The sequence below is a fragment of the Parasediminibacterium paludis genome (assembly GCF_042651445.1).
GTDB classification, from domain to species: domain Bacteria; phylum Bacteroidota; class Bacteroidia; order Chitinophagales; family Chitinophagaceae; genus Parasediminibacterium; species Parasediminibacterium paludis.
In genome coordinates this window covers 437,973-459,182 of record NZ_JBHSDC010000003.1, presented here as the reverse complement: position 1 = coordinate 459,182, position 21,210 = coordinate 437,973, and the positions used below count along the sequence as shown (strand labels likewise).

Genomic DNA, 21,210 nt, shown 5'->3' with positions numbered 1-21,210 from the left:
ATTAAACTATTATTGATTTTACTTCAACAACCACATGGTTTGGTTCAAATCATCAGCTGAATAAGTTTGAGCAGATAAAGCCGCTTTGTAATTAGCTGTATTTTGAGTTTGCTCACTTAAAGGGTAAGACCATCTCAAAGGAATGGTATTGTTATTACCCACACCAGAACCTGTTTGAAATGCTGGAACACCTGTTCTGCGCCAATTGTAATAAGCTTCGTAACCAGAGTTTTGGAACATCGCTATATATTTTTGCATTACAATTTGATTGATAGCAGTGGCAGAAGTTGTAGACAATTGTACACTTGGCTGTGTGTAATAAGTATTGAAATTGAAATTAATCGTAAACGGTGTTGCTTGTGCAATAGACGTATTGCCTGGTAATAAGAAATAAGTGGTGAAGCTTGATTTTGTAGTATCAATACCATAAAACTTCATAGACTCGTTAATACCAGTTTTATACCAGCTTTCAGCGTTACCGCTTGCCCAACCACGAGTAATGCCTTCCGCTAAATTAAAGCACAATTCTCTATAACCTACTAACACATCTGGTTCGCCAATATTGTTTGACCAGTATCTTTTTCTGTTAATGAAAGAATATTTATTGGCACTTGCATTACCATACATGGTAGACAAAGGCTCACCTGTACTTGCACCAACAAAATATTGATATTGAGCTGGATTAGGATCATTACCCACTAATGACCATGCAGGTTCAGCTGTGATAAATATTCTTGGATCTTGTGTAGTTGTACAAGCTGTAACATAAGTAGCAGCCATATTAACACGCGTACCAATTGAACCAAATGCATTTGGGTTGAATGGGTAAGTATTATAAGTGGCGTCATACGTATATTTAAAGTCGTCTGCTTGGCTAGTAAATACTGGATAAGTAGCTGGGCTATTTACAATTTTAGCAAATTGAGCAGGAACGTTTAATGTTGCATCAGCTGATTTTTTGCTCAAAGCAATTAATATTCTCAATTTATAAGAATTCACTAGTTTCTGCCATTTAGTTAAGTTACCACTATAAAATGGATCTTGTCCAGCTGCTAAAGTTTGGTCGTTTTTAGCAATTAGTGTGGCAAAATCTGAATTGGCACTATCCAACACATTTAATACATAGCTAAATACTTTCAATTGACTAGTATATGTTGGGGTTGGATTATTACTGCCTTGTAAAGCATCAGCTTGAGGTACATCACCCAACAAAGAAGTCATATTGTAGTAGTAGTAAGCTTTTACAAACTTACCGATTGCTTCATATGGGTTTACAGAAGCGGCACCTCTAGAAGCTGCTTCTTTTTCCATTTGAATTTCATTTTTCAAAACTAGATATGGGCTATAACTAAAATTTGTCCAAGAATAGATATTGTTACCATAATAATCGTAATTGTAACAATAATACTGATTCCATAAATGGGCGTTGTTCCATGAACTAACACCACCTAAACTAGCACTACCATGACCAGCAACGCTAGTAAGTATATTACCCAAAATCAATTCTGGGGGTACACTTGTTGGATTGTTAGGATCTACTTGTAAACTCTCAATTTTCTTTGAGCATGAGGCTAATAATAGTCCACCAATCACGACTATTGCTATATTTTTAAATAATTTCATAAATTTTGTATTAGTGGTGAATTAAAAGGTAAGGTTAACATTGAAACCATAGCTTCTTGTGGTAGGTGTTTGTAAGCCAGAACCACTGTCTTGTGTATATTGGTCTACATCCAAATCTTTGTAACGATTAGGGAAGAAGTACAATAAGTTTCTACCTACAAACGATACTGTTGCTTTACGGATAAATGCATTTTTACCACCGATTAATTTTTCTGGAAGCGTGTATGTAAATGTTACTTCTCTCAACTTAACATAAGTTTTACTAATAACATCTAAATCGGCAATGGATGCATAACGTGTAACGAACGGTTGAACTTGGCTTTTAGCAGTATTTTGTGTTTGTGTTAAAGCAGCCATATTGGTAATAGTACCATTAATTGGATCTAATTGAATTTTAGCACCAGTTAAATTCACACCATCAGCAGTATATGCGGCAATATTAGCTTCATCAGAAGGACGTGCAGCACCCAAAGCACCTTCAGCACTTTCGATATGACGACCACCTTGTAAAGTTTTCTTTCTTACATAATCTTCCAATACACCACCTACTAATCCATCAAATTGGAAACGTAAAGCGAAGTTTTTGTAGCTTAATGTATTAATAGCAGCCCATTGGAAATCTGGATCAGAATGTCCAAATATTTTTTTAGCAGAAGAACCAACATCAGAATAACGTAAATACAGACCAGAAGCTGGGTCAATAACCATTTTACCATCTGGTGTTCTTACAAAAGCATTACCGTATACTAAATCGATACGTTGACCATTGTATTCCCAACTATCAGGATTCGCATTGTTTACCCATTTCTTTACAAACGTTGAGAAATTGGTAGTAACATTCCAGTTAAAACCATTTTTATTTCTAATTGGATTGGCATTCATGGTTATTTCCCAACCATCATTGGTATAAGTATTACCATTGGTTAAGAATGAAGAATAACCAGATGCAGCAGAAGTACCTTGGTAAGTAATACCAACGTTTTTGTAATGGTAATGTGTTACATCAAAACCTAATTTATTATCTAAGAAACGGACATCAAAACCAAACTCAGTTGATTTTCTATCAGCAGTTGTTACATTAGGATCGATAGTTGTATTGGTATAGCTACCAGAATTGGTAATAGCACCGTTATAATATTGACCCAAAGAATAAGCTTGAGAGAACTGGTAAGAAGGCCCATCGTAAGGTGTAGCCCATGAATAACCAGTACCCAAAGAACCACCCGATAAACCAGAGAAAGTAGAAGTTGTACCACCACTTTTGCTCTCTGCATAAGAACCTCTTACTTTAAAGAACGATACAAATTTTGGTAACTGTACATAATCAGATACTACTGAAGCCAAGTTGTAAGATGGATAATAATAGCTATTGTGATTTACTGGTAGAGTAGATGATTTATCCACTCTCGCAGTCACACTTCCAATTAAATAAGATTTATAACCTAAATCTACTGATGCATAAGCACTCAATACTTTCAATTTAGCATTGTAGCCAATACCGCTCAATGGATTTAATGAGTTTGAGAAAGCATAAATACCTGGAACGCTTAAATAGTTAGTTTGTAAATAATCGTAGCTAAAATTTAAATCTCTCATAGTACCACCAGCAATTGCACTCAGATCTAATACTTTAAGCAAGTTTTTCTTATTGTATTTTACTTGTGCATCTACGTTGGTTTCAAAACGAGATCTTCTGTCTTCGTCATAGTTACCTAAACGATTAGGGTTGCTATAAGAACCAGCAGAGTAAGGCATTTTTTCGTTGTTCAACATATCTAATGTTGTCACACTTGGTCTTAATTGGAATTCTAAGTCTTTAGTAGCTTTATAGTTTAGAGATACATAACCATATACGTTGTTTTGATAGTGACCTCTTAACCACTCATAAGATTGGAAATAAGGGTTATTATAACGATAAAACTCAGCATATTTTTGTTGTGTACCTACGTGACCAGGCTGCCAGTAATTTTTCATGTCATCCACTGACCAGTCTGCACCACCCCAAATAATCATGTTGTAAATAATACTATTAGGACCATAAGTAACGTCTGGAACGTTTGGTGTAGATTGTCTGCTAAAGTTGATATAGCTACTTAACGTTAATCTAGAATTAAAGCGTTGGATAATGCTACCAGTAACATTAAAGTTGTTTAAAGAAGTATTTGGTACAATCCCTTTTTGGTAAGTATTACCCAAAGAAAAACGTACATCTGTTTTTTCAGTAGAAGATTCTAAAGAAACACTGTTGGTAGAAATTAAACCAGCTTGTAAAAATCTTTTTAGATTGTCTTTACCTCTAGCTACCCATGGTGTTGGGGCCACGTGACCTTTATAAGTATAACCATTTGCGAAAGTAGTAGAATACGTTTGTGTAGGATCGTAAGCACCATCATATTGAGGAATTAATTGACCTCTGAATTGAGGACCCCAAACGTCATAATCGTAGTCGTTAACACCAATACCAATAGCACCAGTACCTTTGTAGTTTAATGGGCTAGAACCACCACCACCAAAAGCATATAAACCATTATCGCCAGGACCATATGTATCTTGGTATTTAGGTAAAGCAATAAAACCTTTATTGATTTGTGTACTAGAATTGAATGTTACAGCGTAACCTCTTTTATCTTTTGAACCTTTTTTAGTACTAATGATGATGGCACCATTTTTACCTTGGAAACCATATAAAGCGGCAGCATTTGGGCCTTTTAATACAGTAATCGTTTCTATATCATCAGGATTGATATTGTAAGTATCGGAGCTTATAGCCACACCATCAACCACAAACATAGGTCTGTCGCCAGAACCGTTTTCACCACGGATGATAACGTCTGGAGAGTGACCAATTTCTTGGTTTACATTGATAGTCAAACCAGCAGCTTGACCTTTTAACGCGTTAATTGGATCTGATTCTCTAGCCGCAGTTAATTTTGAAGCATCGATGGTTTGTACAGCATAACCTAAACGTTTTGCTTCTTTTTTAATACCTGTTGCGGTAACCACTACTTCATTTACTTGCGTAACAGCTTGTGTTAAAGCAACGCTTACATAGGCACTGTTAGCCACTATTGTTTGGCTTGCATAACCAATAGATGATACTACCAATTTGCTACCTTTCTCAGCAGCGATGGTAAATTCACCTTGCGCATTTGAAGATGTTCCTTTTGTAGATTTTGCAACGACTACGCTAGCGCCTTCAATTGGCTTTTGTGTGGTTGCATCAATTACTTTACCCTTTACTTGCATCGTTTGGGCTAGTAACATTTGTGGAATACTTATTACTGCAATAGCCAGTAACAAGCATCTAAAAAATGAATGTTTTAATTGCTTCATAAACAGAATTTTAACGTTTAAGTCGCAAAACTATCAGAGCAATGTTATGTTAACGTATTGCAAAAGTTAAGTTGTGGTAAACAAATTGTTACCTAAAGAAGAGAAAGTGTACCAATATTAAACATTTGCTAACAAATTGTTAATGGAATCGTATGTGTCTAGTCTATCTTGTTAAACAAATAGGCTACAAACAATATGGCTTCTTCATTGCCTATGTTTCTTGGGTTATGTAGTACAGAAGCATCAAAAAATAAGGTATCGCCTTCTTCCATCGTATAGGTATCATTACCTATTACATATTCTACTTTTCCCTTCAATAGTAATTTAAATTCATAGGCGTCGGTACTTACCATAGGTCTGCTGGCATTTGGTTGCAGTGTGAGCAGTACAAAATCTAAATGCTGGTCATTAATGGTGGTAGATAATAACCGTTGATAACTAAAACCAATGGCATTTTCTTTTTCAAAAAATTGGTTTTGTGATTTCTTTTTAAAAATAACTTTATTGGCGGTTGGCAAACTATTAATGTCTTTGAAAAAATCGTTGACGTCTATCTGCAGCGATTTAATAATGTTTAGAAACACCGTTAGTGAAGGAATGGTACGGTTGTTTTCAACTTGGCTCAACATACCTTTAGACACGCCTGCATTATCTGCTAGTTCTTGCAGGGTGATGTTTTTGTCTTTTCGTACTTCTTTCAGCTTATTGGTAATTTGAACAATGATATCTTCTTGCATTGGCCAACAATTTGTACAAACTTAAGTAGTTGTAACGTGAATAAAATAATTCAAAACAATTTGTAGACCCTTTGCTTATTAGCGTTTTCTATACTTTTTTAAAAAATCAATCAAAGCTTTGGGATGATCTGTTTGTAAGCCATCTATGCCAAGTGCTACTGCCGCTTGCCAGTTTTTGTCTTCATCCTTGCTCTGTATATCCGCCCAAATAGGCACTTGTTGTTCTTTAGCTGCTTGCACGGTTTCTAATGTGTATTCTGTATAATTTCCATCTAAAATATCAATAGGGTACTTTGTAAGCACACTATCCATCATGGCTTTTGAAGTTACTTTTCTTGGCAAGCTAATCATCAACGGCATTTTTGGTGCAATTCGGCGCCAATCTATAAATTGTTGAGGTTCATTAATATACACAACTACATGTTGTTCCATCTTGTGGGCCACAATGGCTTGGTAGGCTTGCTGTACTGAAGCCGATTTGAAATCGAGGTAAATATTGATTTTGCCTTTGCAAAGCTGCAGCACTTCATCAAAACTTGGCAATGGTTGGCTACCCCATTCTGGATGATTCGTATCTCGAACGGGTATGTGTATCAAACTATCATACATGCAATCTTTCACTTTCGCATTTACACCCGTCATACGCAACAAGGTAGCATCATGCATGATTACTAGTTGGCTATCTTTTGTGGTACGTAAATCTATTTCTACATAATCTACCCCATTTTTTATAGCGTTTTTGTAAGCCATTAAGGTATTTTCTGGCGCTTGGGTATGGTCGCCTCTGTGGGCTACCACTATAAAATGATGCTTAGATTTGGGTAATTTATTCGGTTGGGCAAAAACGAATACAGGCAACAACACAACGACAAATAAAGCGACAGGACGCATAGTAGACTATTTTATATGCCGCAAGTAACAGAGAAAACACTTGACCTAATATGAACTGATAGTTAACATTGTACCAACGGTGAAAAAGCAAAATGACCCCATATATTTTTACCCAAAAAATATGACGAAGTACGCTTTCAGTTGGTTGCTATTGGTAATGATGAGCGCCAATACTTGGTGGACGAAAGAGAAATAAGCACACTAAGTACTCATAAAAAAGGTTTGTTAGAGATTAGATCTCTAACGAACCTTTTTGTTAAAAAATTTGAAAATCAATTATTTATTATTTAAAAATTGAATACAAATGTATATTTAAACTTTATCAATGAAAAAGGCTAAAATGGTTATTTAAATCAATAAGTATAAAAAGATTGCTTTGTAAAAAATGAGAACGAATTGACTTAACCAAAATAAATTGTCATATATTTTGATATAAATATTACTTAAAGATATAATAGGAGTACTAAGCGATAGCTATATACTACTGCTCCATTATTTTGAAAAAGCCTTTACCCCACCTACCCATGTTTGTAAAATATGTAGGTTGTGTATTTGATTGGCAGGAATTGTGGTTGGGTCTTCTTGTAATATTACAAAATCTGCAAGTTTACCTTTTTCTAAAGTACCTTTTTTAGCTAACTCGCCTGTAGCATTGGCACCGCCTTTGGTAAACATGATCAGCGCATCTTCTGCATCTACACATTGTTTAGCACCTAATTGCTTACCACTAGCCGTTGTGCGCAATACAGCACTTTCCCATCTTGCCCTTGCATCGTAGTTAGAGACAGGTGCATCAGAATGTAAAGCGGGTAAAATGCCAGCATCTAAAAAGCTTTTAGTAGCAAACATTCTATTTAAACGATCTGCACCATAAGGTTCTAATAAATCGCCAAGCTCATTGATATAATCATGCAATACGGGAATAACACCTAGCTTTTTAATACGAGCGATAATACTATCGTTTACAATACTGCAATGTTCAATGCGATGGTGTAGGTTTAACGGGTTGCCTGTAGCGTATACTTTTTCAAATGCATTTAATACCATGTCAATTTCTCTATCCCCATTACTATGCACACATATTTGTAATCCTTTACGATGAATGGCTAAGAATAAACTGTCTAACTGTTGCTGTGTGCGCTTGTAAGGAATACCATAATAATCCATTTTGCCAGTGGCAGGATTTGGCATCTCATAAGGTTCGTACAGCCAGCAAGTTTTACCACTTAACGAATTGCCATGAAACACCTTAATAGATTTTACTCTCAATCCATCGGTTTCAATTTGAGGGATGGTATGGTTATCAAAATAAGAAAGGGCTTTCCATTCGTCTGTTTCGTGGTGGGCATCGCCACCCTCCATTTCTGGCAATAGTTTATCCACGATCATCACATTAAAACGCATAGGGAAGTTTTCATTGGCCAGCGTTTGGTAAATTTTCAATCGATTGGTATCAGCACCTGCATCACCAATACTTGTAATACCAAAAGATAATAAATGATTAAAATATTGTTGGTAATTGGCCAATTCTTGTGCTTTGGTAAGCACCGGATAGGGTACTATTTGCGGGTTATTGGTAAGGTTACGCGAAGCTGCTTCTTTGCAAATGCCATTAGGGCTGCCATCTGCATATCTATCAAATGCACCACCAGCAGGGTCTTGGGTATCTTTAGTAATGTGATTAATAGCCAGCAAGGTAGAATTGGCTGCCGATTTATGACCAGACGCATGTGTAATTAAAATGGGATGCGCTGTAGATGCTTTATCTAAAAATTCAATAGTTGGCTCGCTACCTAGCTTCGCTTCGTTATAGCCTCTACCTTTTATCAACATACCTTTTGGTGTAATGGCTGCTTTTTTTGCAAGCAATGCTATTAAACTACCCATGCTGGTAACAGTATCTAGGCGTATGGTATGGTCTAGTTGTGAAAAAGGCGTTTCTGGGCTTGGATGTAAATGCGCATCGTTTAGGCCTGGTATAATTGTATTGCCTTTGGCATCAATCATTTTAGTATTTGTTTGCTTGTATTGTAACACCGCCGTATTACTGCCAACAAACAATATTTTACCATCTTTAATAGCCAAAGCTTGTTGTCGATCACCTTTCTGCGCTGCAGTAATAATATTGGCATTGGTGATGATAATATCTGCTTTTTGGGCAAAAATGATGCTGCTACAAAAAATAGCAACCAAAACAAGTACCATCTTCTTCATATAATAACAATTGATGAATGAAAAATGCCCAAACAGTTTTTTGCCAAAAATGTAAAAAACTGAATGGGCTTAATTAGTAATTTTTATTAATTAATTTAAATAAGCTTCACGTAGTTGCTTTATTTCTTTAGTCCCCAAGCCCATTTCTTTTTTTAGATAATTATCTACGCTACCGTATTGCGCTTTGATAGCAGTAAAAGTGGCGTTTAGGTATTTTTCATTTACACCCATCACATCATTAACTACTGATTCTTTCATATGATAGGTATTTACCAATAATGTTTTCATACGCTCACTATCACGTTGGCGATAATAATTACTTGCTAAATAATCATTCATAATGGTTTGCTCATCTACGCCAAGTGCATATAAAATAAGAGCAGCCGCAATGCCTGTGCGGTCTTTACCAGCCGTACAATGAAACAACACAGCACTATCTTTTGCATGGTGCAGTAAGGTTTCAAACATGGGCTTGTATCTATTAGTGAATGGTGCAATATTGGCATAAAATGGTAGCATAATGCTATCGCCAGTGGTTGCTTTCATCATGCTTTGCATCATTTTACCTCTATCGCCTACATCTTCACTACCACTTGGCAGCGAAATACGTGTAGCACCTACAGGCAATTTATCCGGTGCAGTAGTAAACTCTGCAGGACCTCTAAAATCAAGTACATAATCAATCTTGCGATTGCGAAGTGTATCTAAATCGGTAGGCGTTAAGTTATTAATCTCGGCACTGCGGTATATTTTACCCCATTTCACTGCTTTACCACTTTTAGTAGCATAGCCGCCTAAATCTCTTACGTTAACAGCGCCTTGTAATTTTACTTGGCGTTGTGTACTATCGTTTATTTGTGCAAAGGTTGCCATTGGACTTATCGCAACCATCCATAGTAATAGCTTTTTCATGTTGTTATTGTTTAAATTGAAATGCTGCAAGCATCTTATCAAAAATGTTATTATTATTATAAATACCTGCAAAAGCTGCGGCGCCAACACCATACGCAAATACAGGTATCATTACACCAGTATGGTGGTCTGTGAGAAATTTCGCCTCTACTTTTCCAGTAGCCATATCGCCATCAATAAGTGCCATACCGCCTGTTTCGTGGTCGGCAGTAATAATAAGCAATGTATTACCATCTTTTTCTACAAAGTCTAGCACTTCGCCTATGGCTCTGTCAAAATCAATCATTTCGCTGGTAACATAATCTGTATTATTAGAATGGCCACCCCAATCTATTTGTGAGCCTTCAACCATTAAGAAAAAACCTTTGGTATTTTTAGATAGAATGCGCAGCGCCGTTTGGGTACATGGTACCAACTGATTGCCTCTACCATCTAGCATCCGCTTAGGATCTTCATAGGCGACAAAGCCAGCAAGCTTACCCGAACTAACTTTGACAACATCAGGAAAGGTATCAATGACTTGATACTGTTTTGCTTTTAAACTATCTAACAGATTTTTACCATCTTTTCTATTGGCAAAATATTTTTTACCACCGCCAATAAATACATCGATATCAGTTTTTAAAAAATCAGCCGCTATTTCTTCCATCATTTGCCTATTACGTTGGTGCGCAATAAAAGCGGCCGGGGTAGCATCGGTAATATTACAAGTTGTTACAAGACCAGTAGCCAAGCCATGTTTGTTGGCAATTTCTAAGATGGTGGGCTGGGCAACTTCGGTAGCATCTACACCTATGGCTGTATTATAGGTTTTTTTGCCTGTGGCAAAAGCAGTAGCTCCAGCACCAGAATCGGTAACATAACTACCCACGGGTTGGTTTTTGTGAAACCCAACAACAGTGCAACGTTCTAAATTCAATTTGCCCTTATTGGCGGTAAGGCCAGCATAAATTTGTGCTGTGCCCATGCCATCGCCAATCATTAAAATAATATTTTTGGGGTGCTTATTTAAGGTCGTGTCTTGCGACTGAGCCGATAAAAAAGTACTTGTAAAAGCAAGTGTTATTATGATGTGTTTCATTTTATGCTTGTATTAAAAAAGGGGAAACAAATGCTTCCCCTTTTTTATGACTTCAATAATGGTTTATTTAGTTAACCAAGTATCTTTTGTTAAATCATCTACACCACCGAATTGGCTAGTAATAGCTGCTTTACAATTAGTAGTATTATAGTTTAATTCGTCTGTTGGGTACTGCCAACGTCTAGGAATTAAACCAGTTGGTGTACCAATACCAACACCGCCTTGTGCAAAGGTAGGAACACCAGTTCTGCGCCAGTTATAGAACGCTTCCCAACCAGAGTTTTGGAAGAAAGCAACATATTTCTGAGTCAAAATTTGGTTAAGACCTACTGCATTATCACCTGCATAAGCAACATTATTTAAGAACGTATTGATATCAATAGTTACTGTACCTAAAGTTTTACCAGTACCATCACCTACAGTATAGGTTTGACCCTGTGTTAAACCATAAACACCTAGTGAAGCTTTAATACCATTGGTATACCAAGTTGCAGCGGTACCAGACACCCAACCTCTATTGATCGCCTCAGCAATATTAAAGCACATTTCTGGGTAACCGATAATGATATAAGGCTCTGCATTTGCAACAGCGCCCGCAGGAGAACCAGCATAGTAACGCTTGTAGTTAGCATAAGAATAAATACTAGTAGCCAATGTAGAACCGTTAGAAAACAATGTAGCTATAGGCGTATTAATATCAGCACCAACATAAGCAGTGAAATCGCTGATAGATTTACCAGCAGTAATTTGTGCAGGAGCTGGGGTAGCTGCAATGAACGTACGTGGATCGTGGTATGCCGTTAAAGTATCTAAGAATGTTTTACAAATGTTAGAATAGTTATTGTAAGGGCCATTACCACGTGTCCAAATAGGGTAACCATTATAAGCAGTATTAAACTTAAATACTAAGTTATCGCTATTACTGCCAAATAACGGATATTGAGATGGATTATTTATGATGGTTGCAAACTGACCTGGGATGTTTAAATCTGCATTATCAACCGCTCTTTTGCTTAAGCTAATTAATACACGCAATTTGTAAGCGTTTACAACTTGTTGCCATTGTAAAGTGGTAAAGTTATAAATATCGCCCCCGACAACAGAATTGTAACCCAAACTAACTAATTTACCTAATAAAGTATTGGCAGTATCTAGCAAAGCCAAGCTATTTTTATATACATCATGTTGTGTATTATAAGTAGGTGTTAAGTTGTTAGGATCACCAGCTTGTGTCATTGGGATGTCACCCACTCTTTGTGTTAACCAAATAAAGCTATATGCCTTAAAAAACTTAGCCAAAGCTGGATAAGGGTTAGGTGTAGAACCAAATTGAGAGATAGCTTGTTGTTCCATAAGACTTGCATATCTCAACATATCATAATTGGTAGCTGTTGCAGACCAGTTATAAAAGTTATTACCACGATAATATTGGTAATTAGATACATGGTATTGGCTCCAAATAAAAGGCAAGTCCCAAGGAATTTCATTTACTGCGCCAGAGCGGCCATCCGTAACACCACCACCAGCATACAAACTGTAAGTTATATGATTTAACAATAAAGCAGGTGGAACACTGCTAGTAGCACTAACAGCATTGGGATTTGATAGCAAATCGCCTTTTTGGCAACTTGTGGTGATAACAGCTATTGCAATGGCTATAACTGCTAAGCTATTTTTTAATGATATAAGTTTCATATTACTGTTTTTTTTAAGTTACTATTAAAAGCTAATATTGATGTTTACACCATATCTGCGTGAAGTGGCACTTTGCAAATCTGTATTGTTGGTACCACCTGCGCTTCTGTCAGCTACATTGAAGCCAGAAGCATATTGCTCAATATCAAAATCTTTTCTTGCTGCGAAATACAATAAGTTTCTGCCTACTAATGAGAACGTAACAGCTTTTATTTTTTTAGCGTTCAAGAATTTAGCAGGTAAAGCATATGATAAAGTAACTTCTCTTAATTTAACAAAAGAGCGGTCTACATAATAGTACTCATCGAAATTAGCACCGATACCACTTGACAAATAACCTTGAACAGTATTTGGCGTTGTATTAGTAGCAAACGTTAAAGAAGAAAGGTTATCTATTTGACCATTTGTATAATGCGGTGTACCAGCAGTAACTACAACACCTTTACCTACATAAGAACCTGCATAAGTTGAAGGTAATGTACCACCATTGTTTTTAGCTACAATCCAGTCGTTATAACGAGCAACACCAAAGTCACCTGAAGCACTTTCTAAAGAAGTACCGCCATTATTACCTTGGTATAGAACTCTATCATAAATTTTACCACCGATACGACCATCAAATTGGAAGCTTAAACTGAAGTTTTTGTATGATACTCTGTTAGAAGCACCAAAGGTAAAATCTGGATTTAAATGACCAATTAAGCCTAAGTTGCTATTATCAGACTGACTTGGCGCCTGAATTGGGTTACCACCTGCGTATACGACATTGCCAGAACCATCTCTTACAAACTTAGTGCTGTAAAGGTCATCTAATCTATCACCTACTTTGTAGTTATGACCATTCAAGAATAAAGTTTGCTCGCTACCATAAATATCTTTTAAAGTTTCTTTATAAGTAGACCAGTTAAGATTTACATCCCAAGAAAAACCATTTGGATTTTTAATAGGTGAAGCATTGAAAGCAATTTCTATACCTTTTTTAAGAGACGTAATACCATTCACGTTTTGACCATAGAAACCAGTTGAAGGTGCAACACCCAATTGGTAAATCAATGGACCATTAATACTTGTAAAATAGGTAACATCAAAACCCATTCTGTTTTTAAGGAAACGTGCATCGATACCTGCTTCAAAAGACTGTACGTTGTAAGGCTTAAGTGCTGGATTAGCGATTGTGTTTGAATAGTTAACAGAAGATGTACCATTATAATAAGAAGCGTAGTTGTAAGTATTTTGGTTTTGATAAGTAGGACCATCATAAGAAGTATACAAATCAGTACCATAGCCTAATAAAGAACCTGTAGAACTACCAGTAATTGCTGCATAAGCAGAAGGTATAGTAGTACTTGTTAAACCACCTTTTACATCAGCATAAGAAGCTCTTAACTTCAAGAAAGATACTGCTTTAGGCAAATCTAAGTAGTCAGATAGTACTGAACTTGCAGAAACTGAAGGGTAGAAGAATGTATTATTACCAGCAGATAAAGTAGATAGATTATCAACTCTACCAGTAGTAGATACGTTAAAGAATTTCTTATATCCAAAGTCAAAGCTATAATAGCCACTGTAAACTTGCATTCTACCAGAATAAGTATAGCTTAAAGGAGCATTGATAGAGTTAGACAAAGTATATACGTTAGGAATAGCTAAGTCTTTAGTAGTACCCCAGAAAGAGTTAAAGCTAAATGATCTTTCACTAGCACCTGCGTTAGCAGAGATATCCCAACCACCTATTTTTTTAGTGTAAGTAGCTAAGAAATCTGTATTGTTTTCAAGTAAATTACGTTGATCTACTCTATAATCACCATACCAACCGAAGTAATACCAAGGTAAGTAGGTATTTAGGTTTGTAGAAGCAGGTACTTGCTCTGTTCTAGTTTGGTTCCAAGTGGTAACCTGAGAACGTACACTTAAATCCAAATTAGGGGTTACTTTATAATTCAATTTTAAGTAAGCGTAGATATCAGTTTTGTTGTGGCTGCGTAACCATTTTTTAGCAATAAACCAAGCACTGTTCTCACGACCATACTCAGGCGCATATTGCACTAGGTTGTTAACACCTTGTGGGCCTTTGTAGATATCTTTCAAATCGTCGATGTTGTAATCTGAAGAACCATATACTTTAAACATGTAGATATAGCTGTTAGGACCATAACTAACATCTGGGATATTAGGAGAATATTGCAAATTCAAATTCATGTTACCTTCTACACGCAATTTGCTAGTAAGATTGTAACCTGCATTGATGTTTACGTTATCAACATTTAAACGCGTATTAGGTGCTGTACCTTTTTGATAAGTATGAGAATATGACATACGCACATCATATTTATCACCACTTGCAGATAAAGAAACGTTGTTCGTTGATAACAAACCAGTTTCCATGAACTTATGGAAGTTATTAGCACCGCGAGCCAACCAAGGCGTTGCAGTTCTAATACCAGTTGTAGGATCGAAAGGACTATCGTATTGTTTAATTAATTGACCTTCAAAACGAGGACCATATTCTTGTAAACGTTGAGAGTTATCATACAATCTATCGCCATAAGAATATACATATTTAGTACCACGGCCATATTCTGTTTGGCTTTGAGGCTCGGTAATAAAACCATGCTCAATCATATCGCTGGTATTAAAATCAACTTGCCAACCCTTTTTATCTTTAGAACCACGTTTAGTAGTAACGATGATAGCACCATTAATACCTCTAAAACCATATAATGCAGCAGCATTAGGGCCTTTTAACACGTTGTAAGTTTCAATATCATCTGCACTTATGTTCCAAGTATCAGAGTTAATTGGCACACCATCAACAACAAATAACAAATCAGTACTACCACGCAATACAATTTGCGGTCTAGCCAACATTTCAGCTGAAGCACCAATGGTTAAACCTGCTACTTTACCTGTAAGTGACTGTAATGCGTTCACGTCTCTAGCTTTAGTAAGGTCAGAACCTTTTACTAGCGTAGTTGCGTAACCTAATCTTTTGGTTTCTTTTTTGATACCAAGAGCGGTAACAACCACATCTGTTAATTGTCTTGGATCTTCAACCAATGTAATATCTAGATCAGATTTACCAGTAATAGCTATTTCTTGAGATAAGAAACCCAAAGAACTAATTACCAATACATTGTCATTTTGAGATGCAGTAATTGTAAAATTACCAGCATTATCAGTGGCTGTACCTCTTTTTGAGGTTTTACCTATCACCGAAGCACCTGCAATGCCAACACCTGTAGCGGTATGAACCTTACCAGTAATTTTTTTGTCTTGCGCTAATAGCGATGCCGTGAAGCATAGCAACATAGTACAAGCAAGCATAAAATGTTTTTTAAGTTGCATAATTGTTAAAATTTCGGCAAGATTAATCCACTTCATTCCTTCAAAACAGCCCCCGTTGGTTATCAAAATGTTAACGGCAAATCAAAAAACGAAACATAACATTAGCGTTACTTTAAGGTAACTATTTCTTAACCTGTAGCTAATTGTTTTACATAAAATTACTATGGTAGAGCAAATTAACATAGACACAGCAGTAGCCAAGGATGCGCATACTATCCATCAATTTATACAACAACTTGAAGGGATAACAACGCCTTTTGGCTCATTTAAGGACATATTTCTATACAATTTACAACAGCCAAATATCTTATACTTGGTGGCAAGAGTCAATGACCAAATTGTCTGTTTTATCAGCGCCCATGGTCAGTTACTACTACACCATGCTGGCTACGTATATGAAATACAAGAACTATTTGTAGACGAAAAATATAGAGGCCGCGGTATTGGAAAAACGCTTTTAAGTAGTATTGAACGTAAGATTAAGTCGAAGAACGCTGTTGCGGTAGAAGTTACAGCCAATAAAATAAGAGAAACGGCCCACCTTTTTTACAGCAACAATGGTTTTGCCGCAACGCATGTAAAGTTTACAAAATCAATTACCCATTAATCGCCACTCAACAAAACTCAACACATCAACCATAACCATTCTAACACTTACTATGGAAATATTACAAAATCTTGAGCAATCAAATATTGCAAGTATAAATTACCACAATGAAACATGCACTTTGCTAATTCTGTTTCACAATGGCAATATTCATAAGTACATCAACGTATCGGAAGAGACTTGGCAAGCACTTACGTTAGCAGACCATAAACTTAAATATCTTAAAAGTTACATACTTAAGCAACATAAATTACAAAAGGATGATCGGATAGATACGAGAAATCGTTGGTAACAACACTTAAAAGTATTAGCAACTACAGTTCAATCATTAAATCTTTTGGCATTGTATCTTTTGATATACATTTAAAAGAAAGAAAGATTTCTAGAAGAAGGATTTTAGGATACTATAAATGAATCGTTAAAGAATAAATGATTTGTTCACTGGCATTTGCGGGGATAGGTGGAAAAAATGCAGGATTACTAAAACGAAACATTTGTTGGGCAGAGTCTCAAATTAAAAATATCTGTCAGTACTAATTGCTATCCTAAGGCAAGCATAAAAAAGTACCTACATTTTGGGAGGAATATATACTTCTCCTTTTGCCAAAATACGTGCTGTTCGGATAACACCAGAAGATATTAAATTTAAGGAATGTTTATTTAATTCATAGTTTAGATATACAGTAAACTCGCCTGATGGGTGCTCAATTGAAAACATTTTATCAGCATTAAATATGCCATCAATCTGCATCTGCTGCTGACAAATAGATCCATTAACAACACATGCTGTAGCAACTGAAACGGCTGCCAAAACACCTATTGCTTCATGTACAACATGTGGAATAAACATTCTAGTATTTACTATACCGCCATTCAATGCTTTAGAAATTAAACACATTTTAGGCACTGTCATTTTACTAACATCCCCTAAATTCATTAAAAAACCAGCTTGAATTCTCATTGACTCAATTTTCTGCCTTAATACTTTATTAGCTTCTAATATTTCTTTGCTTTCATTACCCACCAATCCGAAATCTTTTGCCATCATTAATACAACAGGCATTCCATTGTCAATACAAGTAACCTTTATTCCATCAATAATATCAAATGGGTTGTTAGTTGGTAGCAGTGATCCACAACTTGAACCAATAGTATCCAAATAATTACAAACAATTGGGGCACCTGTTCCAACAACACCATCTACTTGAGCGTTTCCGAGAATAGCTAATGCTTTATTTGGCGTTTGAGCAATTACCTCACAAATGCCGCTAGTATTTACCATATTAACTCTAACTGATGTCGTTGGTTCCTCATATGCTACCATTCCTGTTTCTAAAGCAAATGGCAAAACGCCTGCTAATATGTTGCCGCAAGTTTGAGTGAAAGATACTTTACCTTCCCCAACAACTACCTGAAGAAATAAATAGTCTAAATCCGCCTTTTCATTTTTTGACTTACTTATAATTGCAACTTTACTAGTCAAAGAATTAGCGCCTCCTAACCCATCTATTTGACGAGGATCGCCCAATAAAGTGCCTTCCATGGCTTTTATTACCTGTTCATTTCGTATTTGTTCATTCTCAGATAAATCTTCTGCCTTAAAAAACAAAGCCTTAGAACTGCCTCCACGAATAGCCATAAATGGGATCTTATCTTGCATTTATTTTATTAATTTTTGGAGATTATCTCTAGTTCCTTTGGTTACTAATGGGTCAATTCCTCTTTCTTCTAACATTTCAATCACAGCTTCCATTTCTTCTTTTCTACGTTTGGCATGTATCTTACTACCCTCTACAAATCGATCAATTAATTCATGATTCCCACCTATTAAAGACACAATTTGACCTCTAATATAAGATTCCATTCCAAAAGATTTGCCTGCCTCAATTGCTTCACAAATTACGGCTGCTATGCCTTTATAAACTATTGATCTAAGTAGTTTTCTTGTGGCAGCATCACCAATTTTACTATTTTCAATTCCAGTTATTTTAAGCCCCAATGGTTTAATCTTTAATAGAAAATCATCTACATAAGCTCCTGCTGCCAATAAAGGTGTGAAAATACCTTCTTGAGGTACAGGTGCCATAATAGCCAAGTCAATCATCTTTACACCACTCAAGTAGAGTATTTCAGCAATTTTCATTTTTTTCTGAGGGCCTGAAGTGTTCATTTCACAATAAAACTGATTAGGTTGCAAAACAGTCTGCAACTCTTGTGCTAATCCGATAGAGACCGAAGATAGATTAACACTAAAGATAATATCAACATCTTTCACTGCTTCTAACGCTGAAGATGCTAGTTTAATTTTATTATCGAGGGTATGAACTATTTGAGGATCATATCCAATTACACTAACACCCATCTTCACCAAATCATTGGCAAATCTTGATCCTGCTTCGCCTAATCCCAATATCGCAATTTTAATTTCTCCCATATTTACCAGCCAAATTTTTCTTTCCATCCATAAATTTCTATCGAAGGCTTACCCTTTCTAAGTTCTTCTCTGGTACGTGCTTCTTTAGCTTCTCGTGCAATACATTTGTTAATTGTTTCTTCTATATCATTTGCAGGAACAATTACAACACCATCTCTATCACCCACTACAATATCGCCGGGATATATGACTACGCCCTCAATAATAATAGGCTCATTTAATTTTCCATCTCCGTGATTTGAAGTTCCTCTGATGCAAAGTCCCCTTGAAAACACAGGAAAACCCAACTTTATAATATCATCAGCGTCACGAACACAACCATCAATTACCAAACCACTAATACCATGTTGTTGGGCGCCCAAACTCAATAAGTCACCCCAATAGCCTGCTTCATAAAAACCTGAGCAATCTGCAATAATTACTTCACCAGGTTTTGCATAAGCATAGGCTCGATGTAGTAAAACATTATCTCTAGGCATAGTTTGCACTGTATAAGCAGGCCCACATACCTTCATTGATGAAGCAATAGGCTTTATACCAGATGGCAAATAATTTACATTGCCAAGTGCTTCACAAATTGTAGCAGTAGAAAATTTTGAAAGTTGCTCGAGCGTATCCATAATTAAAAAATAGTATTTGTTATTCTTGGAATATGACTTTGAAATGCTTCTGAAAATTTTACTGCTTTATTCCCAGAAATTCTACGTGCATGATTACCACGTCTGCTAGCTAATTCAGTATAATAATCAACAAGATATTTTTGTGCACCCATACAATTCATTGCTTTATTTTTTTTATCAATAACTGAGGTAATATCTACAAATGTATCAGGTTTAAATTCGCAAATTTCAGGCTGATGCGGTTCAAATGAATACCACATGGGGGGATCAATGTTTTTAAAAGCACTTGCAACCCCAGCGCCACATGAAAGAAGTCTAGCTCTTTCAGTAACCTGAAAAGCTAAGGGATGATCTGGATTGAAGGGATCTTTAGCCGTATGTGTTAAAATTACAGTAGGTTCAAAATCACCAATTATTTTGGTTAGTTCTTTAGTTCTTTCTTCAGATATTACCATCGGATAATCACCCCAATTCAAAAATTCAATTTTTGTACATAATATTGTAGCTGCGTCCTGCGCCTGTTGTTTTCTAATTATTTTCACATTTTCTTCTGACCTATTTGGATCTTCTTTCCAAAGCTCACCTGATTCACCTCTTTCGCCATAAGAAAGGCAAACTACCAAACACTCTGCACCCTGTTCGATACTTTTTGCAATCGTTCCGCCACTTCTCCAAACAAAATCGGCCGAGTGAGCAGAAATTACCAATAACTTATTCATATTTACTTGTTATTTATTAATAATTAAATTAACTCCTCAGGAGTTGGAGTACCACGTATATGGAAACTTTCAACGGTTTTCATACCCCATGCTTGCCCTTTCATCCGTTCTTCCTTATTCCAAACTATTGTTTCATAATCTGGATCTAGAATTAGTCTGGCAGTTGGGTTAGCAATTTCTATTCTATTTCCACCTGGCTCATACAGGTAAAGAAAAAACGTTTGTTGAACAGCATGTTTATGCGGCCCTGTCTCGATAAATACTCCGTTTTCTAAAGCGATATCTGCAGCAAGCAATACTTCTTCTCGGCTATTGGTAACATAAGTGACATGATGAAAGCGACCATTAAGACCTGAATGATCCTCAGTAATAGCTAAGTCGTATGATTTATTATTGACAGACACCCATATACCTTTTGGCCCGTCTTCAAACTCAATTCTTTCTGTATTTCGCCCCCCTACAATGTTGAATTGAAAATCAGCAAAACCTACTAAATCTTTTGCTAATAAGTTAAGATGATCAATCCTTCTTACATTCATCCCTCTTCCAGGAAATTTACTGCTTGTATTCTTTAGAGCGGATTTCATGTCGCCTTCGGCTTTATATTTATTAGTTTCAAAATATAATTCACATTTGTGTCCATCAGGATATCTAAATTCGTATGCTTTACCATAACCACACTCATGCTCTTTCCAACCTATTCCCAATCCAGATTGTTCAATTTCCTTCGCCCTTTCTTGCAAAGACGCTTCACTTCTTGTTCGCCAAGCAAAATGCCCCATACCCGAATGTTTATGCGCAGTAAGTTTTAGTGTATGATGTTCATAATCATCGTATGCACGTAAATAGGCAGAGTTTCCTGAAATTTCTGTGATGTACATACCCATGATTTCAGTAAAAAATCGAATACTTTGATCAAACTTAGACGTTAATAATTCAACATGCGCTAAATGGGCTAAATCCCAAGTTATGTTTTTCATGCATTTCATTTTAAAATTG

General features: G+C 36.2%; 16 protein-coding genes. 2 read left to right on the top strand and 14 right to left on the bottom strand.

All coding sequences use genetic code 11. From position 1 onward, the window contains the following. Positions 1–18: 18 nt before the first annotated feature. The 9 genes from ACFOW1_RS05635 to ACFOW1_RS05595 form a co-directional block, all read right to left on the bottom strand. Positions 19–1,623 (bottom strand): SusD/RagB family nutrient-binding outer membrane lipoprotein, encoded by a 1,605-nt coding sequence (locus tag ACFOW1_RS05635; protein WP_379012780.1) that lies wholly within the window; start codon positions 1,621–1,623, stop codon positions 19–21. Positions 1,624–1,644: 21 nt separating this feature from the next. Next, positions 1,645–4,956 carry a SusC/RagA family TonB-linked outer membrane protein gene (locus ACFOW1_RS05630; protein ID WP_379012779.1) on the bottom strand — a complete coding sequence of 1,104 codons (3,312 nt, stop codon included), beginning with the start codon at positions 4,954–4,956 and terminating at the stop codon, positions 1,645–1,647. A gap of 158 nt (positions 4,957–5,114) precedes the next feature. Continuing rightward, positions 5,115–5,693, bottom strand: a complete 579-nt coding sequence (locus tag ACFOW1_RS05625; RefSeq protein ID WP_379012777.1) for a helix-turn-helix domain-containing protein — start codon at positions 5,691–5,693, stop codon at positions 5,115–5,117. Positions 5,694–5,771: 78 nt separating this feature from the next. Further along, on the bottom strand, positions 5,772–6,584 hold the full coding sequence (locus tag ACFOW1_RS05620; RefSeq protein WP_379012776.1) for a glycerophosphodiester phosphodiesterase: 813 nt from the start codon (positions 6,582–6,584) through the stop codon (positions 5,772–5,774). Between the two features lie 492 nt (positions 6,585–7,076). Continuing rightward, the gene (locus ACFOW1_RS05615) at positions 7,077–8,798 is read right to left on the bottom strand and encodes an amidohydrolase (RefSeq protein WP_379012775.1); all 1,722 of its coding nucleotides are present in this window, start codon (positions 8,796–8,798) and stop codon (positions 7,077–7,079) included. 90 nt (positions 8,799–8,888) lie between these two features. Further along, the gene (locus ACFOW1_RS05610; RefSeq protein ID WP_379012773.1) at positions 8,889–9,710 is read right to left on the bottom strand and encodes a tyrosine-protein phosphatase; all 822 of its coding nucleotides are present in this window, start codon (positions 9,708–9,710) and stop codon (positions 8,889–8,891) included. Positions 9,711–9,714: 4 nt separating this feature from the next. Continuing rightward, entirely contained in the window at positions 9,715–10,791 is a 1,077-nt protein-coding gene (locus ACFOW1_RS05605; RefSeq protein WP_379012772.1) for an alkaline phosphatase, read from the bottom strand. A gap of 63 nt (positions 10,792–10,854) precedes the next feature. After that, complete coding sequence (locus ACFOW1_RS05600) at positions 10,855–12,486, bottom strand: SusD/RagB family nutrient-binding outer membrane lipoprotein (protein WP_379012771.1); 1,632 nt, start codon at positions 12,484–12,486, stop codon at positions 10,855–10,857. A 24-nt stretch (positions 12,487–12,510) separates the two neighbouring features. After that, positions 12,511–15,831 carry a SusC/RagA family TonB-linked outer membrane protein gene (locus tag ACFOW1_RS05595; protein ID WP_379012770.1) on the bottom strand — a complete coding sequence of 1,107 codons (3,321 nt, stop codon included), beginning with the start codon at positions 15,829–15,831 and terminating at the stop codon, positions 12,511–12,513. A 163-nt stretch (positions 15,832–15,994) separates the two neighbouring features. Between ACFOW1_RS05595 and ACFOW1_RS05590 the strand changes: the two genes are divergently transcribed. Both ACFOW1_RS05590 and ACFOW1_RS05585 read left to right on the top strand, forming a co-directional pair. Then, on the top strand, positions 15,995–16,438 hold the full coding sequence (locus ACFOW1_RS05590; protein WP_379012768.1) for a GNAT family N-acetyltransferase: 444 nt from the start codon (positions 15,995–15,997) through the stop codon (positions 16,436–16,438). 52 nt (positions 16,439–16,490) lie between these two features. Further along, the gene (locus ACFOW1_RS05585; protein ID WP_379012766.1) at positions 16,491–16,730 is read left to right on the top strand and encodes a KTSC domain-containing protein; all 240 of its coding nucleotides are present in this window, start codon (positions 16,491–16,493) and stop codon (positions 16,728–16,730) included. A 276-nt stretch (positions 16,731–17,006) separates the two neighbouring features. Here ACFOW1_RS05585 and ACFOW1_RS05580 read toward each other — a convergent pair whose 3' ends face one another. From ACFOW1_RS05580 to ACFOW1_RS05560, 5 genes are read right to left on the bottom strand one after another with little or no spacing between them, the layout of a single operon-like run. Next, the gene (locus tag ACFOW1_RS05580) at positions 17,007–18,098 is read right to left on the bottom strand and encodes a 4-oxalomesaconate tautomerase (protein WP_379012765.1); all 1,092 of its coding nucleotides are present in this window, start codon (positions 18,096–18,098) and stop codon (positions 17,007–17,009) included. Then, positions 18,099–18,899 carry an NAD(P)-dependent oxidoreductase gene (locus tag ACFOW1_RS05575; RefSeq protein WP_379012764.1) on the bottom strand — a complete coding sequence of 267 codons (801 nt, stop codon included), beginning with the start codon at positions 18,897–18,899 and terminating at the stop codon, positions 18,099–18,101. Then, positions 18,875–19,492, bottom strand: coding sequence for a 4-carboxy-4-hydroxy-2-oxoadipate aldolase/oxaloacetate decarboxylase (locus ACFOW1_RS05570; protein WP_379012762.1), 618 nt, complete (start codon positions 19,490–19,492; stop codon positions 18,875–18,877). The genes ACFOW1_RS05575 and ACFOW1_RS05570 overlap by 25 nt, the downstream gene beginning before the upstream one ends. Before the next feature lie 2 nt (positions 19,493–19,494). Then, entirely contained in the window at positions 19,495–20,211 is a 717-nt protein-coding gene (locus ACFOW1_RS05565) for a PIG-L deacetylase family protein (protein WP_379012761.1), read from the bottom strand. 23 nt (positions 20,212–20,234) lie between these two features. Then, positions 20,235–21,191: a VOC family protein gene (locus ACFOW1_RS05560; protein ID WP_379012759.1), complete on the bottom strand. Its 957-nt coding sequence runs from the start codon at positions 21,189–21,191 to the stop codon at positions 20,235–20,237. Positions 21,192–21,210 lie beyond the last annotated feature (19 nt).

What these genes read in the sequence shown, in the direction of transcription:
- ACFOW1_RS05635 (WP_379012780.1), bottom strand. Translation starts at nt 1,623, where the DNA reads ATGAAATTATTTAAAAATATAGCAATAGTCGTGATTGGTGGACTATTA.
- ACFOW1_RS05630 (WP_379012779.1), bottom strand. Translation starts at nt 4,956, where the DNA reads ATGAAGCAATTAAAACATTCATTTTTTAGATGCTTGTTACTGGCTATT.
- ACFOW1_RS05625 (WP_379012777.1), bottom strand. Translation starts at nt 5,693, where the DNA reads ATGCAAGAAGATATCATTGTTCAAATTACCAATAAGCTGAAAGAAGTA.
- ACFOW1_RS05620 (WP_379012776.1), bottom strand. Translation starts at nt 6,584, where the DNA reads ATGCGTCCTGTCGCTTTATTTGTCGTTGTGTTGTTGCCTGTATTCGTT.
- ACFOW1_RS05615 (WP_379012775.1), bottom strand. Translation starts at nt 8,798, where the DNA reads ATGAAGAAGATGGTACTTGTTTTGGTTGCTATTTTTTGTAGCAGCATC.
- ACFOW1_RS05610 (WP_379012773.1), bottom strand. Translation starts at nt 9,710, where the DNA reads ATGAAAAAGCTATTACTATGGATGGTTGCGATAAGTCCAATGGCAACC.
- ACFOW1_RS05605 (WP_379012772.1), bottom strand. Translation starts at nt 10,791, where the DNA reads ATGAAACACATCATAATAACACTTGCTTTTACAAGTACTTTTTTATCG.
- ACFOW1_RS05600 (WP_379012771.1), bottom strand. Translation starts at nt 12,486, where the DNA reads ATGAAACTTATATCATTAAAAAATAGCTTAGCAGTTATAGCCATTGCA.
- ACFOW1_RS05595 (WP_379012770.1), bottom strand. Translation starts at nt 15,831, where the DNA reads ATGCAACTTAAAAAACATTTTATGCTTGCTTGTACTATGTTGCTATGC.
- ACFOW1_RS05590 (WP_379012768.1), top strand. Translation starts at nt 15,995, where the DNA reads ATGGTAGAGCAAATTAACATAGACACAGCAGTAGCCAAGGATGCGCAT.
- ACFOW1_RS05585 (WP_379012766.1), top strand. Translation starts at nt 16,491, where the DNA reads ATGGAAATATTACAAAATCTTGAGCAATCAAATATTGCAAGTATAAAT.
- ACFOW1_RS05580 (WP_379012765.1), bottom strand. Translation starts at nt 18,098, where the DNA reads ATGCAAGATAAGATCCCATTTATGGCTATTCGTGGAGGCAGTTCTAAG.
- ACFOW1_RS05575 (WP_379012764.1), bottom strand. Translation starts at nt 18,899, where the DNA reads ATGGAAAGAAAAATTTGGCTGGTAAATATGGGAGAAATTAAAATTGCG.
- ACFOW1_RS05570 (WP_379012762.1), bottom strand. Translation starts at nt 19,492, where the DNA reads ATGGATACGCTCGAGCAACTTTCAAAATTTTCTACTGCTACAATTTGT.
- ACFOW1_RS05565 (WP_379012761.1), bottom strand. Translation starts at nt 20,211, where the DNA reads ATGAATAAGTTATTGGTAATTTCTGCTCACTCGGCCGATTTTGTTTGG.
- ACFOW1_RS05560 (WP_379012759.1), bottom strand. Translation starts at nt 21,191, where the DNA reads ATGAAAAACATAACTTGGGATTTAGCCCATTTAGCGCATGTTGAATTA.